Annotated in this window: 27 protein-coding genes; 9 read left to right on the plus strand and 18 right to left on the minus strand. The window is 50.5% G+C overall.

Translation table 11 applies throughout. The features are described from left to right. Positions 1-26: 26 nt before the first annotated feature. Both KNP74_RS11125 and KNP74_RS11130 read left to right on the plus strand, forming a co-directional pair. The gene (locus tag KNP74_RS11125) at positions 27-917 is read left to right on the plus strand and encodes a helix-turn-helix transcriptional regulator (protein WP_251130166.1); all 891 of its coding nucleotides are present in this window, start codon (positions 27-29) and stop codon (positions 915-917) included. Positions 918-1001: 84 nt separating this feature from the next. Then, the gene (locus KNP74_RS11130; protein WP_034779086.1) at positions 1002-1271 is read left to right on the plus strand and encodes a hypothetical protein; all 270 of its coding nucleotides are present in this window, start codon (positions 1002-1004) and stop codon (positions 1269-1271) included. 51 nt (positions 1272-1322) lie between these two features. Here KNP74_RS11130 and KNP74_RS11135 read toward each other — a convergent pair whose 3' ends face one another. Further along, a complete protein-coding gene (locus KNP74_RS11135; RefSeq protein ID WP_214764306.1) occupies positions 1323-2654 on the minus strand; it encodes a PTS transporter subunit EIIC in 1332 nt (443 codons plus the stop codon). A gap of 55 nt (positions 2655-2709) precedes the next feature. Further along, the gene (locus KNP74_RS11140) at positions 2710-4059 is read right to left on the minus strand and encodes a 6-phospho-alpha-glucosidase (RefSeq protein ID WP_214764307.1); all 1350 of its coding nucleotides are present in this window, start codon (positions 4057-4059) and stop codon (positions 2710-2712) included. A gap of 146 nt (positions 4060-4205) precedes the next feature. Between KNP74_RS11140 and KNP74_RS11145 the strand changes: the two genes are divergently transcribed. Beyond that, entirely contained in the window at positions 4206-4925 is a 720-nt protein-coding gene (locus KNP74_RS11145) for a GntR family transcriptional regulator (protein ID WP_021066242.1), read from the plus strand. 37 nt (positions 4926-4962) lie between these two features. Here KNP74_RS11145 and KNP74_RS11150 read toward each other — a convergent pair whose 3' ends face one another. Further along, on the minus strand, positions 4963-5370 hold the full coding sequence (locus tag KNP74_RS11150) for an Lrp/AsnC family transcriptional regulator (protein WP_214764308.1): 408 nt from the start codon (positions 5368-5370) through the stop codon (positions 4963-4965). A 118-nt stretch (positions 5371-5488) separates the two neighbouring features. Between KNP74_RS11150 and KNP74_RS11155 the strand changes: the two genes are divergently transcribed. Further along, positions 5489-6247: an MBL fold metallo-hydrolase gene (locus KNP74_RS11155; RefSeq protein WP_214764309.1), complete on the plus strand. Its 759-nt coding sequence runs from the start codon at positions 5489-5491 to the stop codon at positions 6245-6247. A 129-nt stretch (positions 6248-6376) separates the two neighbouring features. Then, positions 6377-7093: a polysaccharide deacetylase family protein gene (locus tag KNP74_RS11160; protein ID WP_214720314.1), complete on the plus strand. Its 717-nt coding sequence runs from the start codon at positions 6377-6379 to the stop codon at positions 7091-7093. Positions 7094-7127: 34 nt separating this feature from the next. On the opposite strand, the gene KNP74_RS11165 is transcribed toward KNP74_RS11160, so the two are convergent. The 8 genes from KNP74_RS11165 to KNP74_RS11200 form a co-directional block, all read right to left on the minus strand. Next, complete coding sequence (locus tag KNP74_RS11165; protein ID WP_214720315.1) at positions 7128-7526, minus strand: cytidine deaminase; 399 nt, start codon at positions 7524-7526, stop codon at positions 7128-7130. 128 nt (positions 7527-7654) lie between these two features. After that, positions 7655-9100 (minus strand): 6-phospho-beta-glucosidase, encoded by a 1446-nt coding sequence (ascB, locus tag KNP74_RS11170; RefSeq protein ID WP_214764310.1) that lies wholly within the window; start codon positions 9098-9100, stop codon positions 7655-7657. Between the two features lie 14 nt (positions 9101-9114). After that, positions 9115-10953: a beta-glucoside-specific PTS transporter subunit IIABC gene (locus KNP74_RS11175; RefSeq protein WP_214764311.1), complete on the minus strand. Its 1839-nt coding sequence runs from the start codon at positions 10951-10953 to the stop codon at positions 9115-9117. A gap of 167 nt (positions 10954-11120) precedes the next feature. Then, positions 11121-11963 (minus strand): BglG family transcription antiterminator LicT, encoded by an 843-nt coding sequence (licT, locus tag KNP74_RS11180; RefSeq protein ID WP_214764313.1) that lies wholly within the window; start codon positions 11961-11963, stop codon positions 11121-11123. A 285-nt stretch (positions 11964-12248) separates the two neighbouring features. Further along, complete coding sequence (locus KNP74_RS11185) at positions 12249-13280, minus strand: FecCD family ABC transporter permease (protein ID WP_214711148.1); 1032 nt, start codon at positions 13278-13280, stop codon at positions 12249-12251. Beyond that, the gene (locus KNP74_RS11190) at positions 13277-14290 is read right to left on the minus strand and encodes a FecCD family ABC transporter permease (RefSeq protein WP_371816335.1); all 1014 of its coding nucleotides are present in this window, start codon (positions 14288-14290) and stop codon (positions 13277-13279) included. The genes KNP74_RS11185 and KNP74_RS11190 overlap by 4 nt, the downstream gene beginning before the upstream one ends. 10 nt (positions 14291-14300) lie before the next feature. Then, a complete protein-coding gene (locus tag KNP74_RS11195) occupies positions 14301-15335 on the minus strand; it encodes an iron-siderophore ABC transporter substrate-binding protein (RefSeq protein ID WP_214764315.1) in 1035 nt (344 codons plus the stop codon). Between the two features lie 166 nt (positions 15336-15501). After that, positions 15502-16095 carry an FMN-binding negative transcriptional regulator gene (locus KNP74_RS11200; protein WP_138858822.1) on the minus strand — a complete coding sequence of 198 codons (594 nt, stop codon included), beginning with the start codon at positions 16093-16095 and terminating at the stop codon, positions 15502-15504. Between the two features lie 107 nt (positions 16096-16202). Between KNP74_RS11200 and KNP74_RS11205 the strand changes: the two genes are divergently transcribed. Then, positions 16203-16889 carry a haloacid dehalogenase type II gene (locus tag KNP74_RS11205; protein WP_214764316.1) on the plus strand — a complete coding sequence of 229 codons (687 nt, stop codon included), beginning with the start codon at positions 16203-16205 and terminating at the stop codon, positions 16887-16889. Here KNP74_RS11205 and paiA read toward each other — a convergent pair. Together paiA and KNP74_RS11215 are read right to left on the minus strand one after the other, a co-directional pair. Beyond that, positions 16864-17385, minus strand: a complete 522-nt coding sequence (gene paiA, locus KNP74_RS11210; protein ID WP_214764394.1) for a spermidine/spermine N(1)-acetyltransferase — start codon at positions 17383-17385, stop codon at positions 16864-16866. The genes KNP74_RS11205 and paiA overlap by 26 nt on opposite strands. 8 nt (positions 17386-17393) lie before the next feature. After that, positions 17394-17846, minus strand: a complete 453-nt coding sequence (locus KNP74_RS11215; protein WP_214764317.1) for a MarR family winged helix-turn-helix transcriptional regulator — start codon at positions 17844-17846, stop codon at positions 17394-17396. Between the two features lie 142 nt (positions 17847-17988). On the opposite strand from KNP74_RS11215, the gene KNP74_RS11220 reads away from it, so the two are divergent. Both KNP74_RS11220 and KNP74_RS11225 read left to right on the plus strand, forming a co-directional pair. Beyond that, positions 17989-18345: a DUF2200 domain-containing protein gene (locus tag KNP74_RS11220; protein WP_214764318.1), complete on the plus strand. Its 357-nt coding sequence runs from the start codon at positions 17989-17991 to the stop codon at positions 18343-18345. Continuing rightward, entirely contained in the window at positions 18345-18767 is a 423-nt protein-coding gene (locus KNP74_RS11225; RefSeq protein WP_214764319.1) for a DUF1801 domain-containing protein, read from the plus strand. The genes KNP74_RS11220 and KNP74_RS11225 overlap by 1 nt, the downstream gene beginning before the upstream one ends. A 245-nt stretch (positions 18768-19012) precedes the next feature. Here KNP74_RS11225 and KNP74_RS11230 read toward each other — a convergent pair whose 3' ends face one another. From KNP74_RS11230 to KNP74_RS11250, 5 genes are all read right to left on the minus strand, one after another. Further along, positions 19013-19675 carry an ABC transporter ATP-binding protein gene (locus KNP74_RS11230; RefSeq protein ID WP_029594744.1) on the minus strand — a complete coding sequence of 221 codons (663 nt, stop codon included), beginning with the start codon at positions 19673-19675 and terminating at the stop codon, positions 19013-19015. Beyond that, the gene (locus KNP74_RS11235; RefSeq protein WP_251130168.1) at positions 19672-20829 is read right to left on the minus strand and encodes an ABC transporter permease; all 1158 of its coding nucleotides are present in this window, start codon (positions 20827-20829) and stop codon (positions 19672-19674) included. The genes KNP74_RS11230 and KNP74_RS11235 overlap by 4 nt, the downstream gene beginning before the upstream one ends. Before the next feature lie 59 nt (positions 20830-20888). Continuing rightward, a complete protein-coding gene (locus KNP74_RS11240; protein WP_214764321.1) occupies positions 20889-21329 on the minus strand; it encodes a hypothetical protein in 441 nt (146 codons plus the stop codon). 227 nt (positions 21330-21556) lie between these two features. Next, positions 21557-21886, minus strand: coding sequence for a hypothetical protein (locus KNP74_RS11245; protein ID WP_214720325.1), 330 nt, complete (start codon positions 21884-21886; stop codon positions 21557-21559). A gap of 298 nt (positions 21887-22184) precedes the next feature. Continuing rightward, a complete protein-coding gene (locus tag KNP74_RS11250) occupies positions 22185-23879 on the minus strand; it encodes a methyl-accepting chemotaxis protein (protein WP_251130169.1) in 1695 nt (564 codons plus the stop codon). A gap of 220 nt (positions 23880-24099) precedes the next feature. Here KNP74_RS11250 and KNP74_RS11255 point away from each other — a divergent pair, with 220 nt between their 5' ends. Continuing rightward, positions 24100-24747 (plus strand): TVP38/TMEM64 family protein, encoded by a 648-nt coding sequence (locus tag KNP74_RS11255; protein WP_214764323.1) that lies wholly within the window; start codon positions 24100-24102, stop codon positions 24745-24747. The last annotated feature ends 90 nt before the right edge of the window (positions 24748-24837 follow it).

Raw genomic sequence — 24837 nt, forward strand, 5'->3', positions numbered from 1 at the left:
GACAAAACATGACGGGAATGGATAAGATGAAAAAACGACATCTTCACTTGATTCGATTGTTGAATCGCGGGCGCCGGTTCACGGCGGACGAGCTATCCATTGAGACAGGTGCCTCGGTCCGGACGATTCAGCGCGACATGTTGACGCTCGAAGAACTCGGCTATCCGATTTGGAGCGTCCCCGGCACGGGCGGCGGTTATGAGATGTTGCCGAACCGGCTCTTGCCACCGCTCCATCTCCGGGAACAAGAAGCGGTCGCGCTCTACCTCACCCTCAAATGGATGGAACAGATCCCGGACGTGCCGTTCGGGGACATGCGGGACACGCTGTCCGACTGGTACGTGAACGAATTGCCACATGACCTCGAGACGAAAATCGGTCGGCTCGAAAAGAACATCCTCTGGCTCGCGAACAAGACCGTCCCATCGGCGCCGTTCACGAAAGACGTCTATCAGGCGGTCGAGCAACGGTGCAATATCGAGATGACGTACGCGACGACAAAAGGGTCACGCACGTTCACGATTGCACCGGTCGGAATGGCGCTTCTCGATATGAAATGGTACGTATTCGGTCTCTCGGAGTACGGCCTGCGCCAATATCGCATCGACCGGATTGAAGCGATGCGCCTGCTCGATGAGACGTTCGAAGCGGACGACTTGGCGACGCTCCTCGAGGCGAGTGACGAACGAAGCGGTGTGACCGTTCGGCTCAAGCTCACCCCGCTCGGCCGCCGTCTGCTTGAAGACGTATTACCCGATATCGGGGATAAGAATGAGTGGGACGTACCGGAAGCCGAGTTGCCTTTCTTGTCGCGGCAATTGCTCGCGGCCGGAGCGGAAGTCGAGGTCGTCGAGCCGATTGAATTACGGGAAATGATGCGGGAGCAAGCGGAGCGGTTGTGGAACCGGTATCGTTAATCAAATCGATGCTTTGTCCTCATGTAAGAATTGTCTTTATATAGTAATATGACTCCATATTGCTACATGTAAAGGAGCGTTCGCATGACCAAGCTATCGTTTTCAAAATTATTCGTCTCAATCAGTGTCATCTCATTGTTCGCTATCATGGTGTACCTTAACGTCTCGACGCTCGAACTGAACGAGACGATCGGTTCAGGGCTGTTCTACTTGAAAGGCTATTATGAGGAAGGCAACATGATCGTCACCGAGCAAGGGATTGGCGTCATCACGCTGCCGCTCGCTATCGGTCTCGTCGCTTCGACACTCATCAAAGGCGCTCAATTTTATCGTGCCTCGTCGGTTACGAACTAACCTTCTCATCTCGGACAAAGAGCCCAACCGTAAATCGGTTGAGCTCTTTTTTCAATTCGCTTGGTCCATCTCTTTATGCAGTTTGAGCAACTCATTCTTGTACAAATCCGAGCGTCCCCCAAAGATGGCCTGAATGTTGTTTTTCACTTTCACGACCCCGGCTGCCCCGAGTGCCTTCAACTCGTCCTCATCGATTTGTGACACGTCTTTCAATTCAACACGGAGACGTGTGAAACAGGCATCGATGTCGATGATATTGTCACGGCCACCGAGCGCCTCTTGAATGGCAAGTGCCGTCGTTTGGATTGATGTCTTTTCTGATTTCTTTTCATTGTAGTCTTTGCGGGTAAACAGTTTCGTCTTTTGCCCCCCTCGACCTGGCGTCGCCAAGTTCCACTTTTTAATCGCGAACGTGAAGATGCCGTAATAAACGAAGAAGAATCCGGCCCCAACAACGAGGTTCATCCACCAGCGCGGCGTCCTTGGCAACACATTCACCAAGACATAGTCAATCAATCCCGAGCCACCGGCCCAGCCAATATGGGCGTCAAGAGCGTACATGAGCGCAAACGACACCCCTGTCAACACACTGTGCACAACGTAAAGGAGTGGTGCAATGAATAAGAACGTGAATTCGATCGGTTCCGTGATCCCGGTCAAGAACGCCGTCCCAGCCGCTGCGAGCAAGAGACCACGCACGACGGGACGCTTGTCCGGGTCGGCCTGACGGTACATGGCGAACGCCGCTCCAAGAAGACCGAACATGACGATCGGGAACTTGCCGGCCATAAAGCGTCCGGCCGTCACGTCGACACCTTCTGCGATTTGAGCGAGGAAAATATATTGGTCCCCGCTCACAATCGAACCGCCAACCGTCGCCGTGCCGCCAAGTGACGTCCATAAGAACGGTGCGTACCAGATGTGATGTAATCCGGTCGGAATCAATAACCGTTCGAGCATTCCATATAACCCGACGTAAGCCGGATTCGTCGCATCACTCGCGATGACATTCGCCATCGCTGTGAGGCCGGTCTGAATCGGCGGCCAAATGAGCATCATAAAGAAACCGAGCAAGATGGAGAAGAATACCATGACGATACCGACCGAACGATTTCCGGCGAAAAAGCCGAGCATCTCTGGTGGGTTGAACGTGTGGAATTTTTTATACACCCAGACCGCAAGCAAGCCGACCGCGATCCCATCGAGCACACCCGTCTCAAGTGACGGGATACCAAGCAACATGCCGTACTCCCCGCTCTCAGCCGCCATTTCCGGTGTGATCCCAATGGCAATCGAAATCGTCGTGGCGCGACTGGTACCATGAGCGCCTTCCCGAATTTTTGAAATACCCCGAACTATTGACTCATTTGATTCACTCCTCATGTGTAAGCGTTATCAATTATCAAAACGAACAAAGGGGAGTGACTCCCCTTCGTCTTTAGCGTGCGACCGTCTCCCGTTGTTTGAGGGCCGGCCAATAGTTTTCGTTCTCGTTAATCAAATCGTCAAGGATTTGACGGGCGACCGGCGCATCGACGACGGTCCGGTTGAGCGTGAGTGCCTGGAGTGCCTTTTCATAGCTGTTCTCGAAATAGGCGTCGACGACGAGCTGTTCGTAGGCGAGCTGTCCTTCAATCATCCCTTTGTAGAAGCGAGGAATGTGTCCGACAGCGAACGGCTTCGGTCCACGGTTCGTGAGCATCGCCGGCACTTCGACCATCGCATCATCCGGCAAGTTAGCGATGATGCCGTCGTTCTTCACCATGACGATGAAGATGTCGCCATTGTTGTAGGCGAGTGACGCTGCGACGCGAATCATGTAGCAACCGTGGATGTCGACTTCAAGATGCACGTTCTCAAGTGAGTCGTCAGCGATGATTTGATCACACATCGAGAAGACCCGTTGCTGGCGGCCGTTGATGACTTGACGGGCCCGCGTGTTCTCCACGTCTTCCTTCTCCACCATGTCGGACGGATACAAATAATACTGAAGGTACGTGTTTGGCAAATATTCCGGGAAATCGGTGAGCATCTTCTCGACTTGCTTGAACGTCTTGATCCAAGATGGGTCGTTTGCAATCTCTGAGTCTTCTGGGATGAACCCGTCCTCTAAGATGGCGCGCTTGATGTCTTCCGTCAACTCATTGCCTTCTTTGTCATAGATGCCTGTGAACCAACCGAAGTGGTTGAGGCCGAAGTATTCCGGCACGAGATCCCAAACCTCTTTGCCGAGAATCTTCGCGTAGCTCACCATGATTGCGGCCGGCATATCACAGATATTCAAAATCTTTTTGTCATTCGGGTAGGCACGCTTCAACGCCTCGGCGACGATTGCGGCCGGGTTCGTATAATTTAAGATCCAACCGTCCGGTGAGCCTTGGCGGATGTCTGCGACGAGATCAATCATGTCCCCGATCGACCGCATCCCGTACGACATCCCGCCCGGTCCACACGTCTCTTGTCCAACCACGCCGTGACGGAGCGGAATCTGTTCATCTTTCTCGCGCATTTCCAGGCCGCCCGTTCGAATTTGAACGAAGAAGAAGTCCTTGTCGCGGAAGGCGTATTCTTTGTCCGTCGTATACTCGAACAGCTCGAGCTCTGGGTAATGCTCACGCAAGATGATTTCAGTCGCTTTGGCGACACGCTCCTGGCGCTCACCATCCGTATCGTAAAACGTGATGGAACGTAGTGGGAAGTGACCCTTCTCTTCGATTAAGCTCATAATCATACCGATTGTGTACGTGCTGCCGCCACCGACGACGACGAGGCGTTGTCCTTGTTTCATGTGTGCGTTCCCCTTTCGAATACATATTTAATTGATTACAATACAAATTTAATACATATTATTTTAAACGTCAACAATATTTTTGAAAACATTTTACTTTGTGTATACTAGAAGTATGAATTTAGGTCGAAATCGGAGGGTCAGTCATGAAAGCAAAATCACCGCTCTACCAACAAGTCGCCCACAAAATGCGCACGTTTATCGAGTCCGGCACGTGGGCGCCCGGTGAGGCGATCCCGACCGAGGCTCAACTCGTCGAAGAGTTTAGCGTCAGTCGAGTGACTGTCCGGCAGGCGGTCAAATTACTCCAAGAGGAAGGTCTCTTATGGAAACGACAGGGCAGCGGCACATACGTCCAGTCCGAAAAAATTGAACACAACATGTACGAATTAAAAAGCTTCACGGAAGACATGAAACGAGAAGGGAAAGAAGTGACGAACAAAGTGCTCACCTTCACGTTGCAGCCACCGAGTGAGAAAGTGCGAGAGGCACTCGAACTCGAAGATGGCGAGCTCGTCTTCTACGTGAGGCGCCAACGATTCGCAGACGGCGAACCGCTCATCGTCGAGGACACATACTTGCCGCTAAAGCTGTTCCCCGACTTGACGTACGAAGTGATGTCGCAATCGAAGTACGCCTATATCGAAGACGTCAAACAGTTCAAGATTGCGGACAGCGTCCAAGAGTTCATCCCGGTGCTCCCGACAAAAGAGATTGCCGAGATGCTCGGAGTGAGTGAACGAACGCCCGTACTCAAAGTCGAACTCTATTCGTTTCTTATGGATGGCAGTCGGTTTGAGTTCACAGAAACGTATTTCAAGAGTGAAGAATACCGCTTCATCATCCGCGCCGGACGAAGACATTAAAAAGGACCTGTGAATCAAACGATTCACAGGTCCTTCGTCAGTTAATGACGATCGACAACTTATAATTGACGAACTTGCTGAGCCCGTCCAAAAAGGCGTTCAGTTCTTGGTTCGACGGGAATCGGCACTCCAAGACGTAACAGCCGTCCCCGCTCACCTTGTAGTTATTGCGGACGTACGGCCGGTGCTCCTCGAGGAACATGAGATACGGGTCGTGAAACGTGCTCGACGTAAAGATGGTGATCATCGCGTGGACCGGTAACCCGAGCTTGTCCTCGTTCACGCGAATCGTATACCCTTCGATGATACCGAGGTCTTCGAGCTTCTTGACGCGCGTCGCCGTCGCCTGCCCGGTCAAGTGCACGTGTGCCCCGAGTTCTTTCATCGTTATCCGGCTGTTCGCCTGTAACGCCTCGATGATGAGGCGGTCTGTTGGATCGAGCATAGGTGACTCCTTTCACGATTCAAGCCAATCCGTTCAAACACTTGATTCGTGTTATGTATGAAACGACGGCTGCTTGTTAGACTGTACATACATTATAGCTAAAAGGAGAGATTTTTCTATGCACGTGCAACTGATCCGTAATGCCACACTCCGCGTCGAATACGCCGGAAAGACGTTCCTCATCGACCCGTTCCTCGGGGAGAAGGGCGCCTATCCCCCGTTCCCGAACTCGGAACGGCAAGACGCTAATCCATTGGCCGACCTGCCAATCGCGATTGACGACATTCTGACAGGCGTCGATGCCGTCATCTTGACCCACCTGCACCTCGACCACTACGACGAGGTCGCCAAACAAGTTCTGCCGAAAGCGATCCCGCTGTTCGTTCAAAACAAGGATGATTTGACTGTCATCGAAGGCGACGGCTTCACGAACGTGACCGTGTTGAGCGACACGACAGCATTCGAAGGAATCAACCTCACGAAGACAGCTGGGGAGCACGGTCGCGGTCCGATTTTAGAAATGGCCGGTCTCGTGTGCGGTGTCGTCTTCACCCACCCTACGGAACAGACGCTCTATGTCGCCGGGGACACGGTCTGGTATGACGAAGTCGCCAAGACGATTCAAGCGCATCAACCAGCAGTCATCGTCGTCAACGCCGGGGACAACCAATTCGTCGAAGGCGGGTCGCTCGTCATGAACGAAGAGGACGTCCGCCATGTTCACGAGGCTGCCCCGTCGGCGACGATTATCGCGGTCCACATGGAAGCGGTCAACCATTGGAAACTATCGCGTCCTGACTTACGTGCCTATGCTGCATCACACGACTTCGCCGATCGCCTCATCGTTCCTGAAGACGGCGAGACGATTTCACGCTAACGAAACGACGGCCCTGACCTTTCACGTCAGGGCCGTTTTTAGCTTCATCTTTAACTCGCATTTGTGGTATTCTATGCTTCATACCGATGCCATGTCACCCGTTTTTTGCCTCGAGGGAGTTTTGTGAGAATGAAGAAACGCGTCATTTTGCTCATGTCCATCTTTTTGTTAATCAGCTCCCTGTCTCAGGCGGCAATCCCGAAACCGAAAGCCTATAACGACCGCAGTCTCATCTATTTGACGCTCGATGACGGGCCGAATCGGAAGACGGGCGCGCTGCTCGATGTCTTGAAGAAGCATCGGGTGAAGGCGACCTTCTTCATCCTTGGGAAAAATATCAAGGGAAATGAGCACCTCATCCGACGCATCGTCGCTGAAGGCCATCTGATCGCCTTGCATGGGATGACACACGTGCGCGAGGAGTTTTACGCGTCGCCGATGACGGCCGTGCGTCAAATGAAGGACGTGCAACGTCTCATTTATGAAGTGACCGGCATTCATACGAATATGGCTCGCACGATTTACGGTAGTGACGCAGGCATGACGCCTGCGCACTGGCAAGCTATGGATGAGGCTGGTTTTGAGATTTGGGATTGGAACGTCGGCAGTCTCGATCACATCTATAAGAAAGACAACGCGCCAATCGAGCAGCGTGTGTTCAATCGGCTCGAGGCGAATTACGAGATGAATATTGCTTCCATCATCCTGGCGCACGATCACTCGATGACACCGCAAGCGCTCGATACAATCATCCGCTACGCGAAAAAACGCAATTATGAGTTCCGGACGTTAGAAGGGGTACATCCCCCATACAACTTTTTCAATCCGTGGGAACCGAATGAATAAGAAAACGCTGAGTCGCGCAACTCAGCGTTTTTGCTTACATTTCGAGTTCCGTAAATGCAAACGGGACGAGCTCTTCCAACGTCACTTCTTTCACGTCGGCGTTGCCGTTCGTGAGCAACACTTTGAAGTCCGGGTCGCCGAACTCGACGAGCACTTGGCGGCAGATGCTGCATGGCGGCAAGAAGTCGACCGTGTCACCTGACACCGCGACGGCTTCGAAGTCGCCTTTTTTATAACCTTGCGCGACCGCTGTGAAGATGGCCGTGCGCTCGGCACAGTTCGTCGCACCGAACGAGACGTTCTCGACGTTGACGCCGTCGATGACCGTTCCGTCCTTCATAAGAAGCGCCGCTCCGACGCGGAAGTTTGAATACGGCGAGTAGGCGTTCTCTTTCAATTGGCGGGCACGCTCGACTAATTGTTGTTGGTTCATGGGATCATGGTCCTCTCTGACTCGAAATGAACTGATGCCAGTTCCCGGCCTCTCTTTTTTGGGCAGGATTTTTAGCATACACCTCAAGCGCTAGAGAAGTCAATGAAATTTTGAAAGCGGTCACAAATTTATTTGATTTCGATTAGTTTCTCTAAGTTCGCACCGTTTGATGCAATGACTTGTTTATACCAATCAAATGATGTCTTTTTGCGACGTTCCATCGTCCCACTTCCATCGTCATGACGATCGACATAAATGTAGCCATACCGTTTCGCATATTCTCCTGTCGATGCGCTGACGAGGTCGATACATCCCCAGCTCGTGTAACCAATCAACTCGACGCCGTCACGAATTGTCTCGTACATTGCCCGGATGTGATCCGCCAAATATGAGATTCGGTACTCATCATGAATCTGACCATCTTCCTCGACTTGATCAAAGGCACCAAGCCCGTTTTCAACAATGAAGAGCGGCAATTGATAGCGGTCATATAACTGGTTGGCTGTTAGCCGTAATCCTTTCGGATCAATCGTCCATCCCCATTCAGATTGTTGCAAATAAGGGTTTTTCACAGTCGGGAAGACGTTGCCAGCTGTCATCTTATTCAAGATATCTGGATCCGTACTGATGCATCGACTTGAATAGTAACTGAAACCGATATAATCAACGGTATGAGAGCGTAATAGTTCTTGATCTCCTGGCTCCATTTCGATTTCAATGCCTGCGTCTTTCAATTGACGGAGCGCATAGCCCGGATAGGCACCTCTTGCTTGAACATCGATGAAGAAAAAGTTTTCCCGATCTCGTTCCATTGCCTTCTCCACATCGTCTGGGTTACACGTATATGGATACGTCATCGCAGCCGCGAGCATACACCCTATTTGAAGATCCGGATTGATTGAATGACCGATTTTGACAGCTGCTGCACTGGCCACTAACTGATGGTGTGCTGCTTGATATTGGATGTGTCTCTTATTCTCGCCTTCTTTAAAGACAAGGCCTGCTCCCATGTATGGAAGATGGAAGAGCATATTGATTTCGTTGAACGTCATCCAGTAACGTACTTTTTGATGGTATCGTGTCAAAATAGTCTCTGCATAACGTTCAAAGAAGGTGACCATCTCTCGATTGCGCCAACTACCGTATGTCTGAATCAAATGGACGGGGACATCAAAGTGAGCCATCGTAACGACAGGTTCAATCTCATGTTTTCGTAACTCATCGAACACATCATCATAAAATCGAAGGCCCTCTTCATTCGGCTCTGTCTCATCCCCTTTCGGGAAAATCCGAGCCCACGAAATCGATAGACGCAACGCTTTGAATCCCATCTCAGCAAATAAGGCGATATCTTCTTTGTATCGATGATAAAAATCAATGGCCTCGTGCGAAGGATATGTCTCACTTTCAAGCGGTGCATAGCTCGGTAATTCACCGAGCATGACCGACCGTCGTGTCGGACCGTTCGGAATCAAATCAACCGAAGCGAGTCCTTTGCCACCTTCTAGATATGCCCCTTCGGCTTGGTTAGCCGCAATGGCTCCACCCCATAAAAAGTTGTTTGGAAATTGCATCGACTCATCCTTTCTTAAGCAAGTGCAGGGTTTGCCAGCGCACTCACAGATACTTGGGTTTTGTCGAACGTCACATGACGTTCTTCTGATAAATTCGTGAAGACAACTGGTGTAATGACTTCATAGCCAGCTGTTTGAATCGCCTCTAAGTCAAACGTAATCAATACATCACCCTCATCAACTCGTTGACCTTGCGTCACATGAAGATCAAAGTGTTTCCCCTCCAATTGAACGGTGTCGATCCCGACGTGAACTAGCATCTCTAAACCAGAATCCGAGCGAACTCCGATAGCATGCTTGCTTGCGAACACGGCTGTGACTACACCCGCTATCGGCGCAGTCACTTTTCCTTCAGACGGGATAACGGCAAATCCTTGACCCATTGCGCCACTAGCGAAGACGTTGTCAGGCACTGTCTCAATGGAAACGATTTGCCCTGGGACTGGACTTGGAATCGTCATGTTGTCTGATGACGTCTCTGTTTCTTCTGTCTCTGCTTCAATCGGATCATCTTCAAATCCGAGGATGTACGTCAAGACAATCGAAAGAACAAATGAGACTGCGACGCCAAGCAATAGTCCATAGAACGCAGTCATACTGTCACCGATAAACACCGGCAATGTCAATAATCCTGGAGGACCAGAAGCGACGGCGACACTGCCAAAGTGACCGACAATCCCCCCACCGACTGCCGCACTGATGACTGCTGCAATAAATGGTCGTTTTAGACGTAACGTGACACCATAAACGGCTGGTTCTGTAATCCCGAACAAGGCCGTGATACCTGTAGACCCAGCAAGTGTTTTTAGTTTCTTATTTTTTGAACGAAGCATGACACCGAACGAAGCTCCAGCTTGCGCGAAAATAGCTGGCGCTGTCGCAGGCTTAATGTAATCGTATCCTTTTGTAGCGATGTTATTGATGAAAATTGGAACGACTCCCCAGTGAATACCGAAGATGACGAGCACTTGCCACACTCCCGCAATGAACGCACCGGCAAGGATTGGATTGAATGCTAGTACTTTTAAGATGAATGCGGCAATCAAGTCACCTGATGTAACGCCAATCGGTCCAAACACGATGAGCGTAAGCGGGACGATTGTCACAAGCGAAATAAGCGGCGTCACAAAATTTTTGACACTCTCATGAATCCGTTGATTGAAGAATTTTTCAACGTAACTCATAATCCAGATTGCTAAAATGATTGGAATGACAGTCGACGTATAAGACATCATCATGACCGGAATTCCAAAGAAGTCGGTCGCAACCGCTTCATTTTTTAATTGAATGATAGACGGATAGATCAAAGCACCCGCAACCGTCATGGCTACGAACTGGTTGGCACCAAACTTCCTTGCAGATGTAACCGCTAACAAAACTGGTAAGAAGTAAAACAGGCTATCTGCTGTAGCGTTCAAGATAATATAAGTCGTTTCGTCTGTCGCGAGCCAGCCTGCGTTTGTCGCAATCGCCAATAACCCTTTTAAAATACCAGCTCCTGCCATGACACCAAGTAATGGTGTGAAAATACTTGAGATAATGTCGATAGCGCGACCAAACACATTCCCTTTCTCCCCATCTGATGAGTCGTCTGTCGGTCTATCAATTAAGTTCGTCTGCTTTCCAATGGCTTGATACACTTCCGGGACGTTGTTCCCAATGACGACTTGGAACTGACCGCCACTCTCCTTCACCGTAATGACACCATCAAGCCGTTCCATTTTAGCTTTATCCGCCTTCGACTTATCTTTTAAGACGAAGCGTAAGCGTGTCGCGCAATGTACGAGTGACTTCACGTTCGCCTCTCCACCAACCTGTTGCATGATTTCTTTTGCCAGTTGATCGTATTTCATGTGACACCTCCATTTTGTTTGAAAACGAAAAGAAACCCAGACGAAAACGAGGAACGTGTCTCATGAACACACGTATCGTTTCATCTAGGTTTCGCCTGCATGACCAGTGACAATCCCAATGAATATTCATTTTATAACCATATAATACCTATATAATCAATTAAATGTCAAACTTTATTTTTATCTTTTATTAATCTTGTGATGTGAACGGTTAAATAGAGCTTTTCTTCATCAGTTAAGGTGTACGCGTAATTTTTACGAATGAACGTTGATACTTTTTCGGTGCAAGCATAAGCTACCGGATATTGTGTTTTTACTAAATCGAAAAGCGGACCTTCATCCCCTTCATACTCGGTTTGTGTCACAAGGCGTTGGGCAAAAAACTTTAAGTGAGTCACGAATCGATGATACGTCAGTGACGACTCATCCCACTCTAATGAGAAGTGATACTTCACGAGGTTCAGTATTTCCTGAATCACTTTTGTCATCGAGACGATGTTCGGCATCTCTTCATTCAACTCGGCATTGACGATATGTAGAGCGATATAGGCCGCCTCATCCTCCGGCAATTCCACACCAAATCTGGACTTCACCAGTTCAAGCGCCTGCACCCCGACACCAAACTCCTCCCGATAGAGCCGTTTGATTTCCCAAAGCAACGCATTTTTGATGTCGAGTCCTTTCTCATGACGCTCTAAAGCGAACTGCAAGTGATCCGCAAGCGACACGTATAAGAGTTCGTTCAGCTTCTTCCCTAGCGTCAACTTGGCTAAATTGATAATATCGTCCGTCAGCGTAATGACTTCGACCGGAATTTCTTCCAATAATAATTTAAACCGTTCATGGTTCCCAGCATCGTCCAAATAGAAAATCTTGTCGACTTGTGATTCAAGAATCGTCTCGCCCGAACTTCGCTTAAATCCAATCCCTTTCCCCATAACAACCCGTTCCCTACCTGCCTCATCATACACACTAATCACATTGTTATTAAAGATTTGATGAATAATCACGGAGGTCCTCCTCTCGACCAATAAAAATAAAAAAACCCAAATCAAAAGACACGTTCGACACGTGTAGCCTTTGATTTGGGTTTCGCCTGCATGACCAGTGACAATCCCTATACCACTTTATCTTAAACTATTTTTGTTAACGGTTACAACCCTCAATTTTTCAAACAGTTTTTACCGGTTGCGTCCTCATATTAAAACGATGATGCATTTGTTTGATTCCACTGGTTGATAAATCATCTCTTAAATCAAAAAGAGCCTCGTCCCACCAGACGAGGCCATTGTCACTTATAACTCCCCTCTCCGGTTCATCCGGATCAAGAGATAAATCAAATACGGCGCCCCGACCATGCCGGTGATGACACCGACCGGGTAGCGGGCCGTGAAGGCGAACTGACCGATGAGATCGGCCGCGAGCACCAAGATGACCCCGACGAGTGCCGCCGGGATGATCGTCGAACGACCGTCCCCGACGAGCCGCTTCGCGATTGGTCCCGCCAGGAACGCGACGAACGCGATCGGGCCGGTCGTCGCCGTCGCGAGCGCCAGCATGAGCACCGAGGCGACAATGAGCAGTACCCGCGTCTGGTTCGTCTTAACGCCAAGCGACGTCGCCGTCATCTCCCCGAGCTCTAAAATCTGGAGCTGTCGGCTGAGTCGGAGGATGACCGGCAGACAGAGTGCGACCGCAATCATGAGCGGCGGGAGCGTCTCCATCTTCACCCCGTTCAAGCTACCGCTCAACCAGCGCATCGCCGTCCCGACATCGTTTTGGCGGCTGATGAGCAGCAGATAGTTGATGACCGCCGTCAGCATCGCTTGAATCCCGATGCCGACTAAGACGAGCCGGCCGATCGAGAAGGCGGCGCCTTTCGACAAGAAGTAGATGGTGAGGACGGTCAACAGCCCGCCGATGATCGAGATGATGGAGACGAACGTATCGCTCGCCTGTAAGACGACGATGCCGAACACGGCTGCCGCACTCGAACCGGTCGTGATGCCGATGACGTTCGGGTTGGCGAGCGGGTTACGAAGCATCGTCTGGAACACCGTCCCGGCGATGCCGAACGCGAGTCCGGCGAAGACGCCGGCGAGCATGCGCGGCAGACGGATTGTGCCGACGGCGAACGAGGCACCCGGTACTTGTTCCCCGAACAAGACACGAATGACGTCTGCGACCGGATAAATGGTATTACCAAGCATGAGCATCGTCGCGCTCAACGTAAGGGCCAGCGCGAACAAGACGAGCGTCACGAAGACGGTCCGTTGCCGACGCTTGCGACTGTTATGGATGATGGGTTGAATCGATTGGTTCGTCATACGCCACGCACCTTCACTTTCATCGTCAAGGCGATCAAGATTGGTGCCCCGACGAACGCCGTGACGATCCCGACTTCGAGTTCACCGGGACTGCCGAGCAACCGACCTGCCACGTCAGCGAACGTCAATAAAATCGCGCCGGTGAGTGCCGACATCGGGATGATGTACCGTTCATCCGCTCCGATGACCAAGCGGACGAGGTGCGGCGCGAGTAAACCGATAAAGCCGATTGGCCCGGCCAGTGCCGTCGCCGCCCCGCACAAGATGACTCCTGCGAATGAGGCGATCCCTTTCAACGTGCCGATGCGGACACCGAGACCCGTGGCGAGCTCTTCCCCGAGCGCCAAGATGTTGAGGGACGGTGCCGCCAAGATGGCGATGACGATACCGCCGATAAAGAACGGCAGGAACGTCATAATCGAATCCATCGTCCCGGCCCCGACGCTACCGACTTGCCAGAACCGGAACTGGTCCATGACGTTTGAGCGCGGAATCATGATGGCCATGACGAGTGACGACAAGGCCGCACTCGTCGCCGCGCCTGCCAAGACGAGCTTGAGCGGCGTCGAACCGCCCCGCCCGAGCGACCCGATCCCGAACACGAACGCCGCCGTCAAGAGCGCGCCGGCGAGCGCGAACCAAATATAGTCGCTCGCGGTCGAGATATTGAAGAAGGCGATCCCGACGACGACGAACAGCGCCGCTCCCGTGTTGACCCCGAGAATGCTCGGGTCGGCGATCGGGTTACGCGTCACCGACTGCATCAATGCGCCCGAGACACCGAGTGCCGCCCCGCACATGAAACTGAACACCGTCCGAACGACCCGCTGCCGGACGATGTCCGCTTCATACGACTGAACAGCCGGACGGAATAAACCGTCAAGCAGTTCATCCCATCCGACTGTCCGTGAGCCGAAAGCAAGCGAAGCGAGCATACAGACGACGAGCAGGACGAGCGACCCTACGAGGAGGAGCCCGAACCGTTTCGGCGTGTGTAACTTCTTCGGCATATTCATTTGATTACTCGACTTTCGCGAGTGCTTCTGACACGAGTTTCACATAGTCATCAATCGTATATTCGATTGAGAGTGGTGATGGTGTCCCAGCAGCCGCGAGCGGCGTGTTATCTTCGATCATGACGACCGAACCGCGTTTGATGGCCGGCACTTTGCTGTAGAGCGGGTCAGCTTGAAGTGCTTTCAACGTCTCTTCGTTCCCGTAGGCGACAAAGATGTCGACGTCGTTCAAGATGTCAGCGTTCTCTGAGCTGAGCTCGAGGTAGAAGCTGTTTTCATCTTTGATTTGGCTCGTGATGTTCTCAGGGTACTCCATGCCGAGTTCTTCGATGAAGGCACCGCGTGGGTCACCCGTCGTGTAGATGTAGAACTTCGACAGGTCGTCCGGGCTGAGCGCGACGAATGCCGCTTTCTTCCCTTTCATCTCCGGTACTTCAGCTGCCTTGTCGGCGATGAGTTTCTCTGTGTCTTCAATCAACTGTTTGCCTTCTTCTTCCATGCCCATGGCCATTGAGTCGTAACGAACCGTGTCCTGCCATGATGACACCCAAGGCGTCTCTTGGTATGCGACGACCGGTGCAATCTCTGTCAACGTGTCGTAATCTTCTTGCGTGATACCTGAGTAGGCAGCGAGAATGACGTCCGGCTGTGAGTCGGCGATCGCTTCGAAGTCGAGACCGTCCGTATCTTGATAGATGTTCGGGTTTTCTTCACCGAGGTCTTTCAACTTGTCAGCCGTCCACGGCAACATGCCGCTGCCGTCTCGGACACCGTAGTTCGCAGCCGAGAAACCGACTGGTACGACGTCGAGCGCGAGCGCCACGTCTTGGTTCGACCAACCGACCGTTGCGACACGTTCTGGCTTCTTGTCGATGACCGTCTCGCCTAACGCGTGTTTGATTGTAATTGGATAGCCTTCTGCCGTTTCAGCAGATTCATCTGTCGTGGCTGCATCTTCATTGTTCGCGCCGCATCCTGCGAGCACGAGCACGAAAGCAGACATGATGATGAACATATGTAGCAGTTTCTTATAGTTCATGTTCGAATCCCCTTTTTTCTCTATGACAACGTTTTACGCCGACACTGATAATCATTATCATTTATGAGTATAGGATGAATCCGGGAGCGCTGTCAATCTGAACTTCAAGATATTCGAGGAAAAATAGAAACAGCCCGCGTCTCTCATTCGATGAGAGACACAGGCTTCAACGGTTGCGCCGCATCACATCCGCCATCGGACACCCTGCTTGCTCGAGCTCGGAGACGATGCGTGTATAGTCCGTCTCGTTTCGATTCTGACTCAGCTTGAACGCGGCCTGCATCTCTTCGATGTCGATGCGGAACCCGACGACGCCATATTTCTGTCGCTGCACCGGCTCGGACAATTCCTCCCAGACGACGGCGTGCTCACGGTCCCCTTCATGGTCTTGAAGCAGTCCGGCCAGATCTTCCTCAAGTTGTGTCTCGTTCATAATCGTCGCCTGTCCGTAGGCATGCACCGCCTGATAGTTCCATGTCGAGACGTCCTCATGCCCGTACCACGACGCCGACACATAGGCGTCCGGGCCTTGGACGATCAAGAGGACGGTCTGGTCTTCAATCGTTTGCCACTGTGGATTGTTTTTGGCGATGTGTGTCGTGAACCAGACGTGGCCCTCTTCCTCATGGAAACGGAGTGGCACGTGCGTCGCGATCGGTTTTTGGCCATCATACGTGACGACGGTGCCGAACGGATGCGCCTTCAAGAAATCGTGCACTTCTCTCGGATCGTTCACGGCGTAAAGTTTTGGGACGTACATCGTATTCCTCCTGTCTGGTTCGTTCATCAACTGACTGGCCCTCCCGTATAATTCATGCCAACTAGGGTAAAGAGTAGATGACGCGATTCAACTAAGGAGGGATCTCTATGAAACCGACGATTAAAGCATTCGTGTTCGATGTATATGGGACCTTGTTCGACGTCCATTCCGTCAAGACGGCGTGTGACGAACAGTTCCCCGGAAAAGGTGACCAAATCAGCCAGACGTGGCGGACGAAACAGCTCGACTACTTCTTTACCCGCCACATCATGGGGCGCTACGAGGACTTCTCCGTCGTCACGCGCGACGCGCTCCGGTATGCGTTGTCGGCGGCCGAAGTGACGTGGACGACCGAGACGGAGGATGCATTGATCGCCACTTACGCCGACCTGTCGCCATATGAAGAGGTTGAAGACGTTTTGCACCAACTTCATCATAAACAGACCATCGTTCTATCGAACGGGACGGACGCGATGCTCTCGGAACTCATCCAAAACGCCGGTTTCACCGCCCTGTTCGACGAACTCGTCAGCATCGACGGCATCAAACAAGCCAAGCCGTCACCGGCCGCCTACATGCACTGGTTCAAGAACAGCGGATTGAAGCGGGACGAGGTGCTGTTCCTGTCCTCGAACGGTTGGGACATTGCCGGTGCGAAGAACTTCGGATTCCATACCGCTTGGATCAACCGCGACAGCAAACCGGTCGATATGCCCGACCTGGCTCCTGACGCCGTCTACGAGGACTTGTCAGGCATACTGGAATGGGTCACGGACGAAGCGGCTTGGCCATAATCAAATCGACTTGAGCGTCGTCACCCATATAAAACGTATGCGCCCCGGTCTGGACGAAGCCGTGCTTTCGGTAAAAGGCGAGTGCCTTATGGTTATGTTCCCACACACCGAGCCAGATTTCACGTTTGTTCAGTTCGCCTGCGCATGTGATGGCCTGGTCGTACAACGCCTTGCCGACGCCACTTCCTTGGAACTTCCGTCGCACATAAATCCGTTCGAGTTCGAACGCCTCTTCGCCCATGGCCTCGGTCTGGGCGTGGTTGGCGTTCACTTTTAGATAACCGGCCACTTCCCCGTCGAGTATGGCGAAGAAGAACTGTGAGTCCGGATTCGAAAGCTCTTTTTTAAGTTGCGCTACGTTGTACGCCCACTCGAGATAAGCGGCCAGATGCGCCGGGTCATTCTCGGCTTCGAACGTCTCCGTGAACGTCTCGATGCTGATGTCTCGGAGCGCGTCGATGTCTTCGATTGTGCAAGCTTTGATGGTGATCATGATTGTTCCCCCTAGTAGTCTCGTTTCTTTCCTTTCTTCACCGCGTCCCAGTCCCCTTCGATATTGTGGCGGACCCGCTTCAATAGCCGGAGTAGCTGCTCGGCTTCCTGGTCACTCAGCCCGGCGAGCGCGACGTCCGTCGAATGTTCGTGCTCGCGGATGATGACCGGGTAAAGCGCCTGCCCCTGTTCGGTCGGGACGAGCCGTTTGATTTTCTTGTTGTGCGGGTCGTCCTGCTTGATGATCAACCCGTTCGTCTCCAACTTTTGAATCGCCCGCGCCGCCGTCGTCCGGTCGACTTTGATGAGTTCGGCGAGCTTCTCTTGAATGATGCCCGGCTCCTCACAAATCCGGACCAAATACAGATATTGCCCTTTCGTCAGCTCGAGCTCTTTGAACTCGATATTGCTGATCGAATCGAGGGCGCGGGCAATCATCCCGATTTCACGCAACTGGTCTCTCATACAATCCTCCTGATTGTTGTATTTACAATATGTTACGTTTAGTATAATCCATTTAGTTGCATTTGCAACAAAAAGTATTTTGGGTATGAACTTTGATTATGTGAGAAAATGGAGGTATCATTCCACGAAACGAGGGGATCTCATGGCACACCGCATTTACACGACGAGCTTTGCGAGCGTCTATCCGCTTTACGTCGCGAAAGCCGAACGGAAAGGCCGGACGAAAGACGAAGTCGATACGATTATCCGCTGGTTGACGGGCTATGACGAGGCCGGACTCGAGCGCCAACTCGCTGCCGAGGTCGACTTTGACACATTCTTCACCGCTGCGCCCAAGATGAACGAAGACCGCGCCCTCATCAAAGGCGTCGTCTGCGGCGTCCGCGTCGAGAATGTCGAGGAGCCGCTCATGCGCGAGATTCGCTATTTGGACAAACTCGTCGATGAACTGGCCAAAGGCAAGGCGATGGCGAAGATTTTACGAGGAGGCGACGTCTGATGGACTATACGATACTCGTCGACGACAAGCGGCTCGACGCTTTCATCCATTTAATTGACGTCATCGATGCGAACTTACCGGCCGGGTTCGAGAAGACGACCGACGGGAACGGCATCCATTATGTCGTCCCGCTATCGGCGTATCCGTCCGGATATCACGTCACGCCGGGCACCCCGCTCCCGTTCTTGAGCGTCATCGCCCAGAAGAACCATGTCGCCGTGTATCATATGGGCGTCTATAGCGACCCGGAACTGCTCCGCTGGTTCGAGGAGTCATACGCCGCCCAAGTGCCGACGAAGCTCGACATGGGCAAGAGCTGTATCCGCTTCAAAAACGTGAAGCATATCCCATATGAGTTGATGGGTGAACTCGTCTCGAAGATGACACCAGAACAATGGATTGCTGCGTACGAGTCACGTTAAAAAAGGCAGGTCGATGGCGACCTGCCTGTTTGGCATTCCTTATTTTCCCCGCTTCCCAATAGTCGGAAACGGATTGAGTCCGTCCTCATCATTGCGGCCTTGCCAGATATACTGCTACAACTAGGAGAGCTACCCCTAAGACAATCAACAATTTGTAAAACATGTTTTGTTTTCTACGAACAACACCAATCACGGTAAAGAAGATACCGAGTAGGAATGATAAGACCATTGCGATGAATCCCATTTTATTCGCTCCTTTTAAGCTTAATGATTCTCTCGTGACGATTGGCCACGTCCAAATCATGTGTCACGGTAATCACTGTCGTATTGAACTCGCGATTCATCTCAAACAATAAATCGATGATGCGCTCTTTGTTTTCCGGGTCTAGTGACGCAGTCGGCTCATCGGATAAAATGATTTGGGGATTCATAATGACAGCCCTCGCAAAAACAGCTCGCGACCGTTGTCCGCCCGAACATTCCAACGGTTTCTTCTTCAAAATGGACTCGATTCCAATCTTACTCACAATCCGCTTGAAGTGTTCCTGGGCGCGTGGGTCTTTTTCAAGATTGGCATACATGAGCGGTAACTTAATATTGTCCTCGATGGTCAGCGAATCAATGAGTGCCGATTCCTGAAGCACGAATCCAATCTTTTGATTGCGCCATTTCGCTAATGTATCCCGTGACAGCCCCTGAACAGATGAATCAAATAGCTCATAGCTCCCTTGGTAGCGTGTATCCAGCAACCCGATGATATTGAGCAACGAGGTCTTCCCGACGCCAGACTCCCCTATAATCGAGAGCTTTTCCCCCGGTTGAACCTCTAATTCAAAATCATGCAGGATGGAAAATCCTTTCTTATCGAACGCTTTTTTCTGAATTTCTAACTTGATGATGCTACTCATTGCAAAACCCCCACCGAGATTGGAATACCCTTGATTTTTTTGAGCGCCAGTTCCACAATCATCACCCCGATAATCACGTCAATCAATAGAACGCCTAAGAAGGCGATCCAATCCATACTGATTAAGCCAAACACCCCATACGTGGCAAAAATCGAATCTTTTCTCATCCAAAAACCGTATCGATTGAACGCAGTGATCGCGAATAGGATGACGAGGTTGATCGAGAACAAAATCGCAAAGTAGCTGTAAAAAATGGTTCTCAGTTTGGAATAACTTAATCCCACTAATAAATTGACCGTAAAATCTTTAATCATGAGTCGAACACTGATTAATGTATTCCAAGTCGCCAGACACACAATGACAACGAGTAACACGAGCGTAATCGCACTGACCATCTTCAAAGAGCTTACATAATAATCTTCAAAGTACTTAAAATTTTCTTGTTGGCTAAAAAAGTTAAAGTCCAACCCTAGATTGTTCTGAATCTGTTCATTCAACTTCGTTGCTTCTTCTTTCGTCGAATCAAGCAGTACGATGTCCATCAAACCGTTCAAGTGGAGGTCAAGACCCGCGTTTTGAATAAATGGCTCGTTGACGGGGACGATGACTGAAAAGTTGTAGTAGTTCTTTGAATTCGGTGCATAAAAGTTCGAGCGGTGCGTATTTTTCTCCAAGACCCCTTGCACTTTCAAATCGACCGCTTGTTGGGTGACCGGATCCGTGATTTCGATTTTCGATCCTACCGGATACGTTGAAGCCAGACCTCCACCTATCAGAACCGGGATGTCATCTTGTTTAAATTGATAATCAAAGTTCAACTGATCGCCTTGCGCCAATTTGAATTGATTGAGTTGGTACGCCTCTTCATTGATGTAATTAAACGACACTTCCATATCATGTTCATTCTCTAAAGAGGTCGTAAAGCCGTCAGCTTGTAAGGCATATGTATGATTGTTGTTTAAATAATCGTAAAGTTTTCTCGTTTCTTTGATGTCGATTCGATCAAAATCAGCTTCACTCTCTGGATCTAGATTGGCGATATAATTCCCTTCTCGATTGAACGTTTCAATTTCTTGATAGCCTTGAGCAGTCGAAATAATGGAACGCGTGGCACTAAAAGAGAGGTAATTCGCTAGGAAAAGTAATAGGATCATTCCCAGAACAAGGATCCATCGCTTCAAAAATATTCTTGTTATAAAAAAGTGTAAAATTCTCATTCTCTTTTCACCTGACCTGCACTAATTAATATATATACGATAAACAGCAAGACGAGATAAAGGTTGCTGGTTACATTCAAATCTAAGTAAATGTTCAATGAGAGGGATAGTAAAAAACTGAACCCCAAGATCGCCAGGCTATTTAACATGTAGCGGCGAATCACTTTTTGCTTCGTGTCTCCGACAAGGATGCGGCAAGAGATCTCTGTTTTTCTCCGATTTAAAAATTGATAATGGAAGATCATCATAATAAATGTGAGAAGAATACTGATGATCAATTGATAGTCGACAATGCTCTCAATGAATGACATTAAGATAAACGAACCATCTAAATCTACAGTCCGCACATACATCAATGTCAAATTTGCGGCAAAACAGAAGAGATAGATGACAGAAGCTTCAAACACATCATTAAATCTAAATAAAGAATATTTCATGACCTACTCCTTACAGATGGCATTTATAAATTTATGGTAACACGTATGAATAAATGCCAACTACCTAACCAAAAAAAACAGTAAGTTATAATTTACGATTAAATAAAAGTAAGCTGCCATTCCATTAAACATAGAAATCCATCACATCATGTAGACATGAATTCAGACCCTGTAGGAACATGCCTATCGGGCCTGATTCACGCCCTCTACTTGCAAAGAAAGTCTAATTATTTCAGTGCACCGCGGGCCCAGCTGAACTTCGTTGTGTACTTGTCTCCCCATCGTAAATCGTCCCAAACGGAGCCTGTCACTTTTGAGCTGTATGCTACTTTACTCAACAATGTTCTACCGTCGCGCGTATATTTGAACGAAGTAGATTTGTATTTTGAACTACTGTAGTTCCAAGCCGCACCATTGTACTTGATTTGGAATGATTCTTCTGTAGACGCTCCACTAGATGACGTACCGAACGTCGCTGCCGAGGCAGACCCTGCGCCTACTAAAAGCGCGCCGACCACTAAAGCTGAACTCGCAAACCGTTTTGTCTTCTTGTTCATCATACATTCCTTCTTTCCTGTTAATTTTTTGAAATTTAAAGAGTTGATACACATAAAAATCTAGCATATTTCACATTAAATTCAATAAAATGATAACAGATTATTACAATTTGATTCATTTTACATAAAAAGTATTCAGTCGATTATGACGAACTACCCATGGTCATTTCATCCACTCAATGACCCTCGCCTGATAGATTAATGTGACCAACGCCTAGGGTCCCTAAGTTGCTACGTTTCTATAAAACAGAATTCAACCTAAAAAAGCAGGCAGGTCGATGGGCGACCTGCCTGTCCGTCATACGTGGAATCGTTTTGTCATTTGACGCATCTCGTCTGCCATGTTCGACAGCTCTTGGGCCGAAGCTGTTATTTCTTCCATCGACGCCATCTGTTCTTCCGTCGCCGCCGAGGTGTTCTCGGTGTCGGTCGCCGTCGTCTCCGTAATGCCTTGAATCTCGTTCACTGATCGTAAAATCTCGGTCGCTCCGGCCGCCATCTCTTGGACAGAGCCTGACACTTCCTCGACTTTTTGACCGACTTCTTCGATCGCCCGCTTGATGTCCTCGAACGCTAGCCCAGCCTGTTGGACGTTCGTGACGCTGTGGCCCATCTCGCTCTCGACGACATGCATCGTCTGGACGGCTTGTTTCGTCTCCGTCTGCGTATCCCCAATCAATCCGGAGATCCGTTTCGTCGCGCTGGCCGACTCTTCGGCGAGTTTCCGGACTTCTGAGGCCACGACGGCGAAACCGCGTCCGTGGTCGCCGGCCCGGGCTGCTTCGATGGCCGCGTTCAAGGCGAGCAAGTTCGTCTGTTCGGCGATGCCAGAAATCGTACCGGTGATACTGCCGATTTCTTGCGAACGAACATCGAGTTGACCGATGACCGTCTGCAACGCCTTCACTTTTTCGTTCATCGCCTCGAGCTGGGACTCGAGCGTCATAATCAACTCGTTGCCGGTGCCGACTTTTTGAAGTGCCCCGTCCGACAGTTCAGTCATATGCTGGGCACTGTCTGAGACGTGATGAATCCCGTTCGTCAGTTCAGTGAGCGTGTTGCTCGATTCCTTCACACGCGTCAATTGACGGACCGAACCGGAGGCGATCTCCTCCATCGTCACTGCGACCATCTCAGTCGCTTTTGTCGTCTCTTCGACGTTCGATTTCAAATCATCTGATGACGTCGCGACGCGTCCCGCTGTCGTCGTGACGTTTCCAATCAAGTCACGCAAGCTGTCTTTCATCTCGTTGAACGAGTTAGCGAGAGAACCAATCTCGTCGCGCGAGGTGTACGTACTGTCGACTCTCAAATCACCGGCCCCGGCACGGCTCATGAGTCCATTCAATTCTCGAATTGGACGGACGATGAGGCGCGTGATGTAGACGCCGAGCCCAATCGAGACGAATGCCCCAATGGCGACGAGCACCCAGAACCACGTAACGGATTCGGTTCGATCGTTCTGCATCGTTTTGCTTGCCGTCTCGGCCTCTTGGTTGATCCCATCCATGAGCGTCGTGGCTGTCTCGACGAGCTTTTGTCGAATCGGTCGCAAGTCACTTAAATAGACACGGTATGCCGCAGCGTTCTCGGCGCGCGCGGCCGGCTGAAGCACGAGTTCTGTCCCTTTCAAATAGTCTTCGATTTGGCTGTTCAAGTCATCGACGAGTCCTTGCATCTCGGCGTCGGTTGAAGCGAACGTCTCGTTGAACAAAGCCAGGTTCTTCCCGATGCTGTCGCGACGCTCAGTGACACTGCCTTGTAATTCTTCGATTCGATTCGTTTCATCCGTCAGCATCATTTCGAGCAAATAACCGTCAAGCGCACGGTTGTCCGTCCGGATTTGACCGAGTGCCCGAATCGGCAGTAGACGTTCTTCATACAGTTCTTGCCCTTCGTCGGCCATGCGTCCCATGAAGACGTGACTAAGTGTGGCCACGAGCACAAGCATCGTGATGAAGACACTAATAAGTACTGCTAATTTTTTTGACATTTTTAAATTTTTCATGGTAATCCCTCCCACTTTATTTATCGTAGGGGAGAGGACTAAAATAAAGTCTGTTTATATAAGTGTTGACCTATTTTTCCATTTTTATCCACTTTATTGTGTCCAATCGTACATTGTGAGCGTATCGTGTAAGCCGGTTCATCTTCATTTAGGAATGTGATGCGATACGATAAACAAAAGAACTGATGGAAAGGAGACGTCCGCTATGCCCCGCTGGCTCAAACTTAGTCTCATGTTCACTCTATTCGGGAGCATCTTCTATATCACCCATTTTCACTACGAACTTCGTCCGTCCGACGTCCGCGATATCGTCCTGTCATTCGGCTGGTGGGGTCCGGTCGTCTTCTTTCTCATCTATGCAATCGGCCCCATCATCTTCTTGCCGACGTCTGTCCTATCCCTCGGCGCCGGTCTCGCATTCGGGGTATGGCCGGGTGTCCTCTATATCTTGTTCGGGGCGACGGCCGCGGCCGTGACCGGTTACGTCATGGCCCGCTTGTTCGGACGGTCCGTGCTCAAGGTCGAGAGCTACCCATGGTCGGAGAAACTGTTCACGCAGATGGAGCAACGCGGTTTTCTGTACGTGTTCGTCTTGCGGCTCATCCCGCTCGTCAGCTTCGATTTGCTCAGTTACGCCAGCGGCATTGCCAAGGTCAAATTCAAGTCGTTTCTCCTTGCGACCGTCCTCGGTATGATTCCAGGGACGCTCGCCTATAGCTTTCTCGGTGCGAGCCTCGCCTCGGGAAGCATCACCTTGGTCGTCATCGCTGCCCTCGTCTTCGTCACATTGATCGGCGTCACGTATTATTTCCGCGAACCGGTCAAACGGTGGCTCGGTCTCACGAACGACTAGAGAAGCACATCCGCTTCTCTTTTTTTTTGCTTCGGCGTGTAAAAACGATAAACATTCGGGTCAATCGGACGATACTCTAGTAGCTATATT

The sequence above is a fragment of the Exiguobacterium sp. s141 genome (genome assembly GCF_018618085.1).
GTDB lineage: Bacteria > Bacillota > Bacilli > Exiguobacteriales > Exiguobacteriaceae > Exiguobacterium > Exiguobacterium mexicanum_A.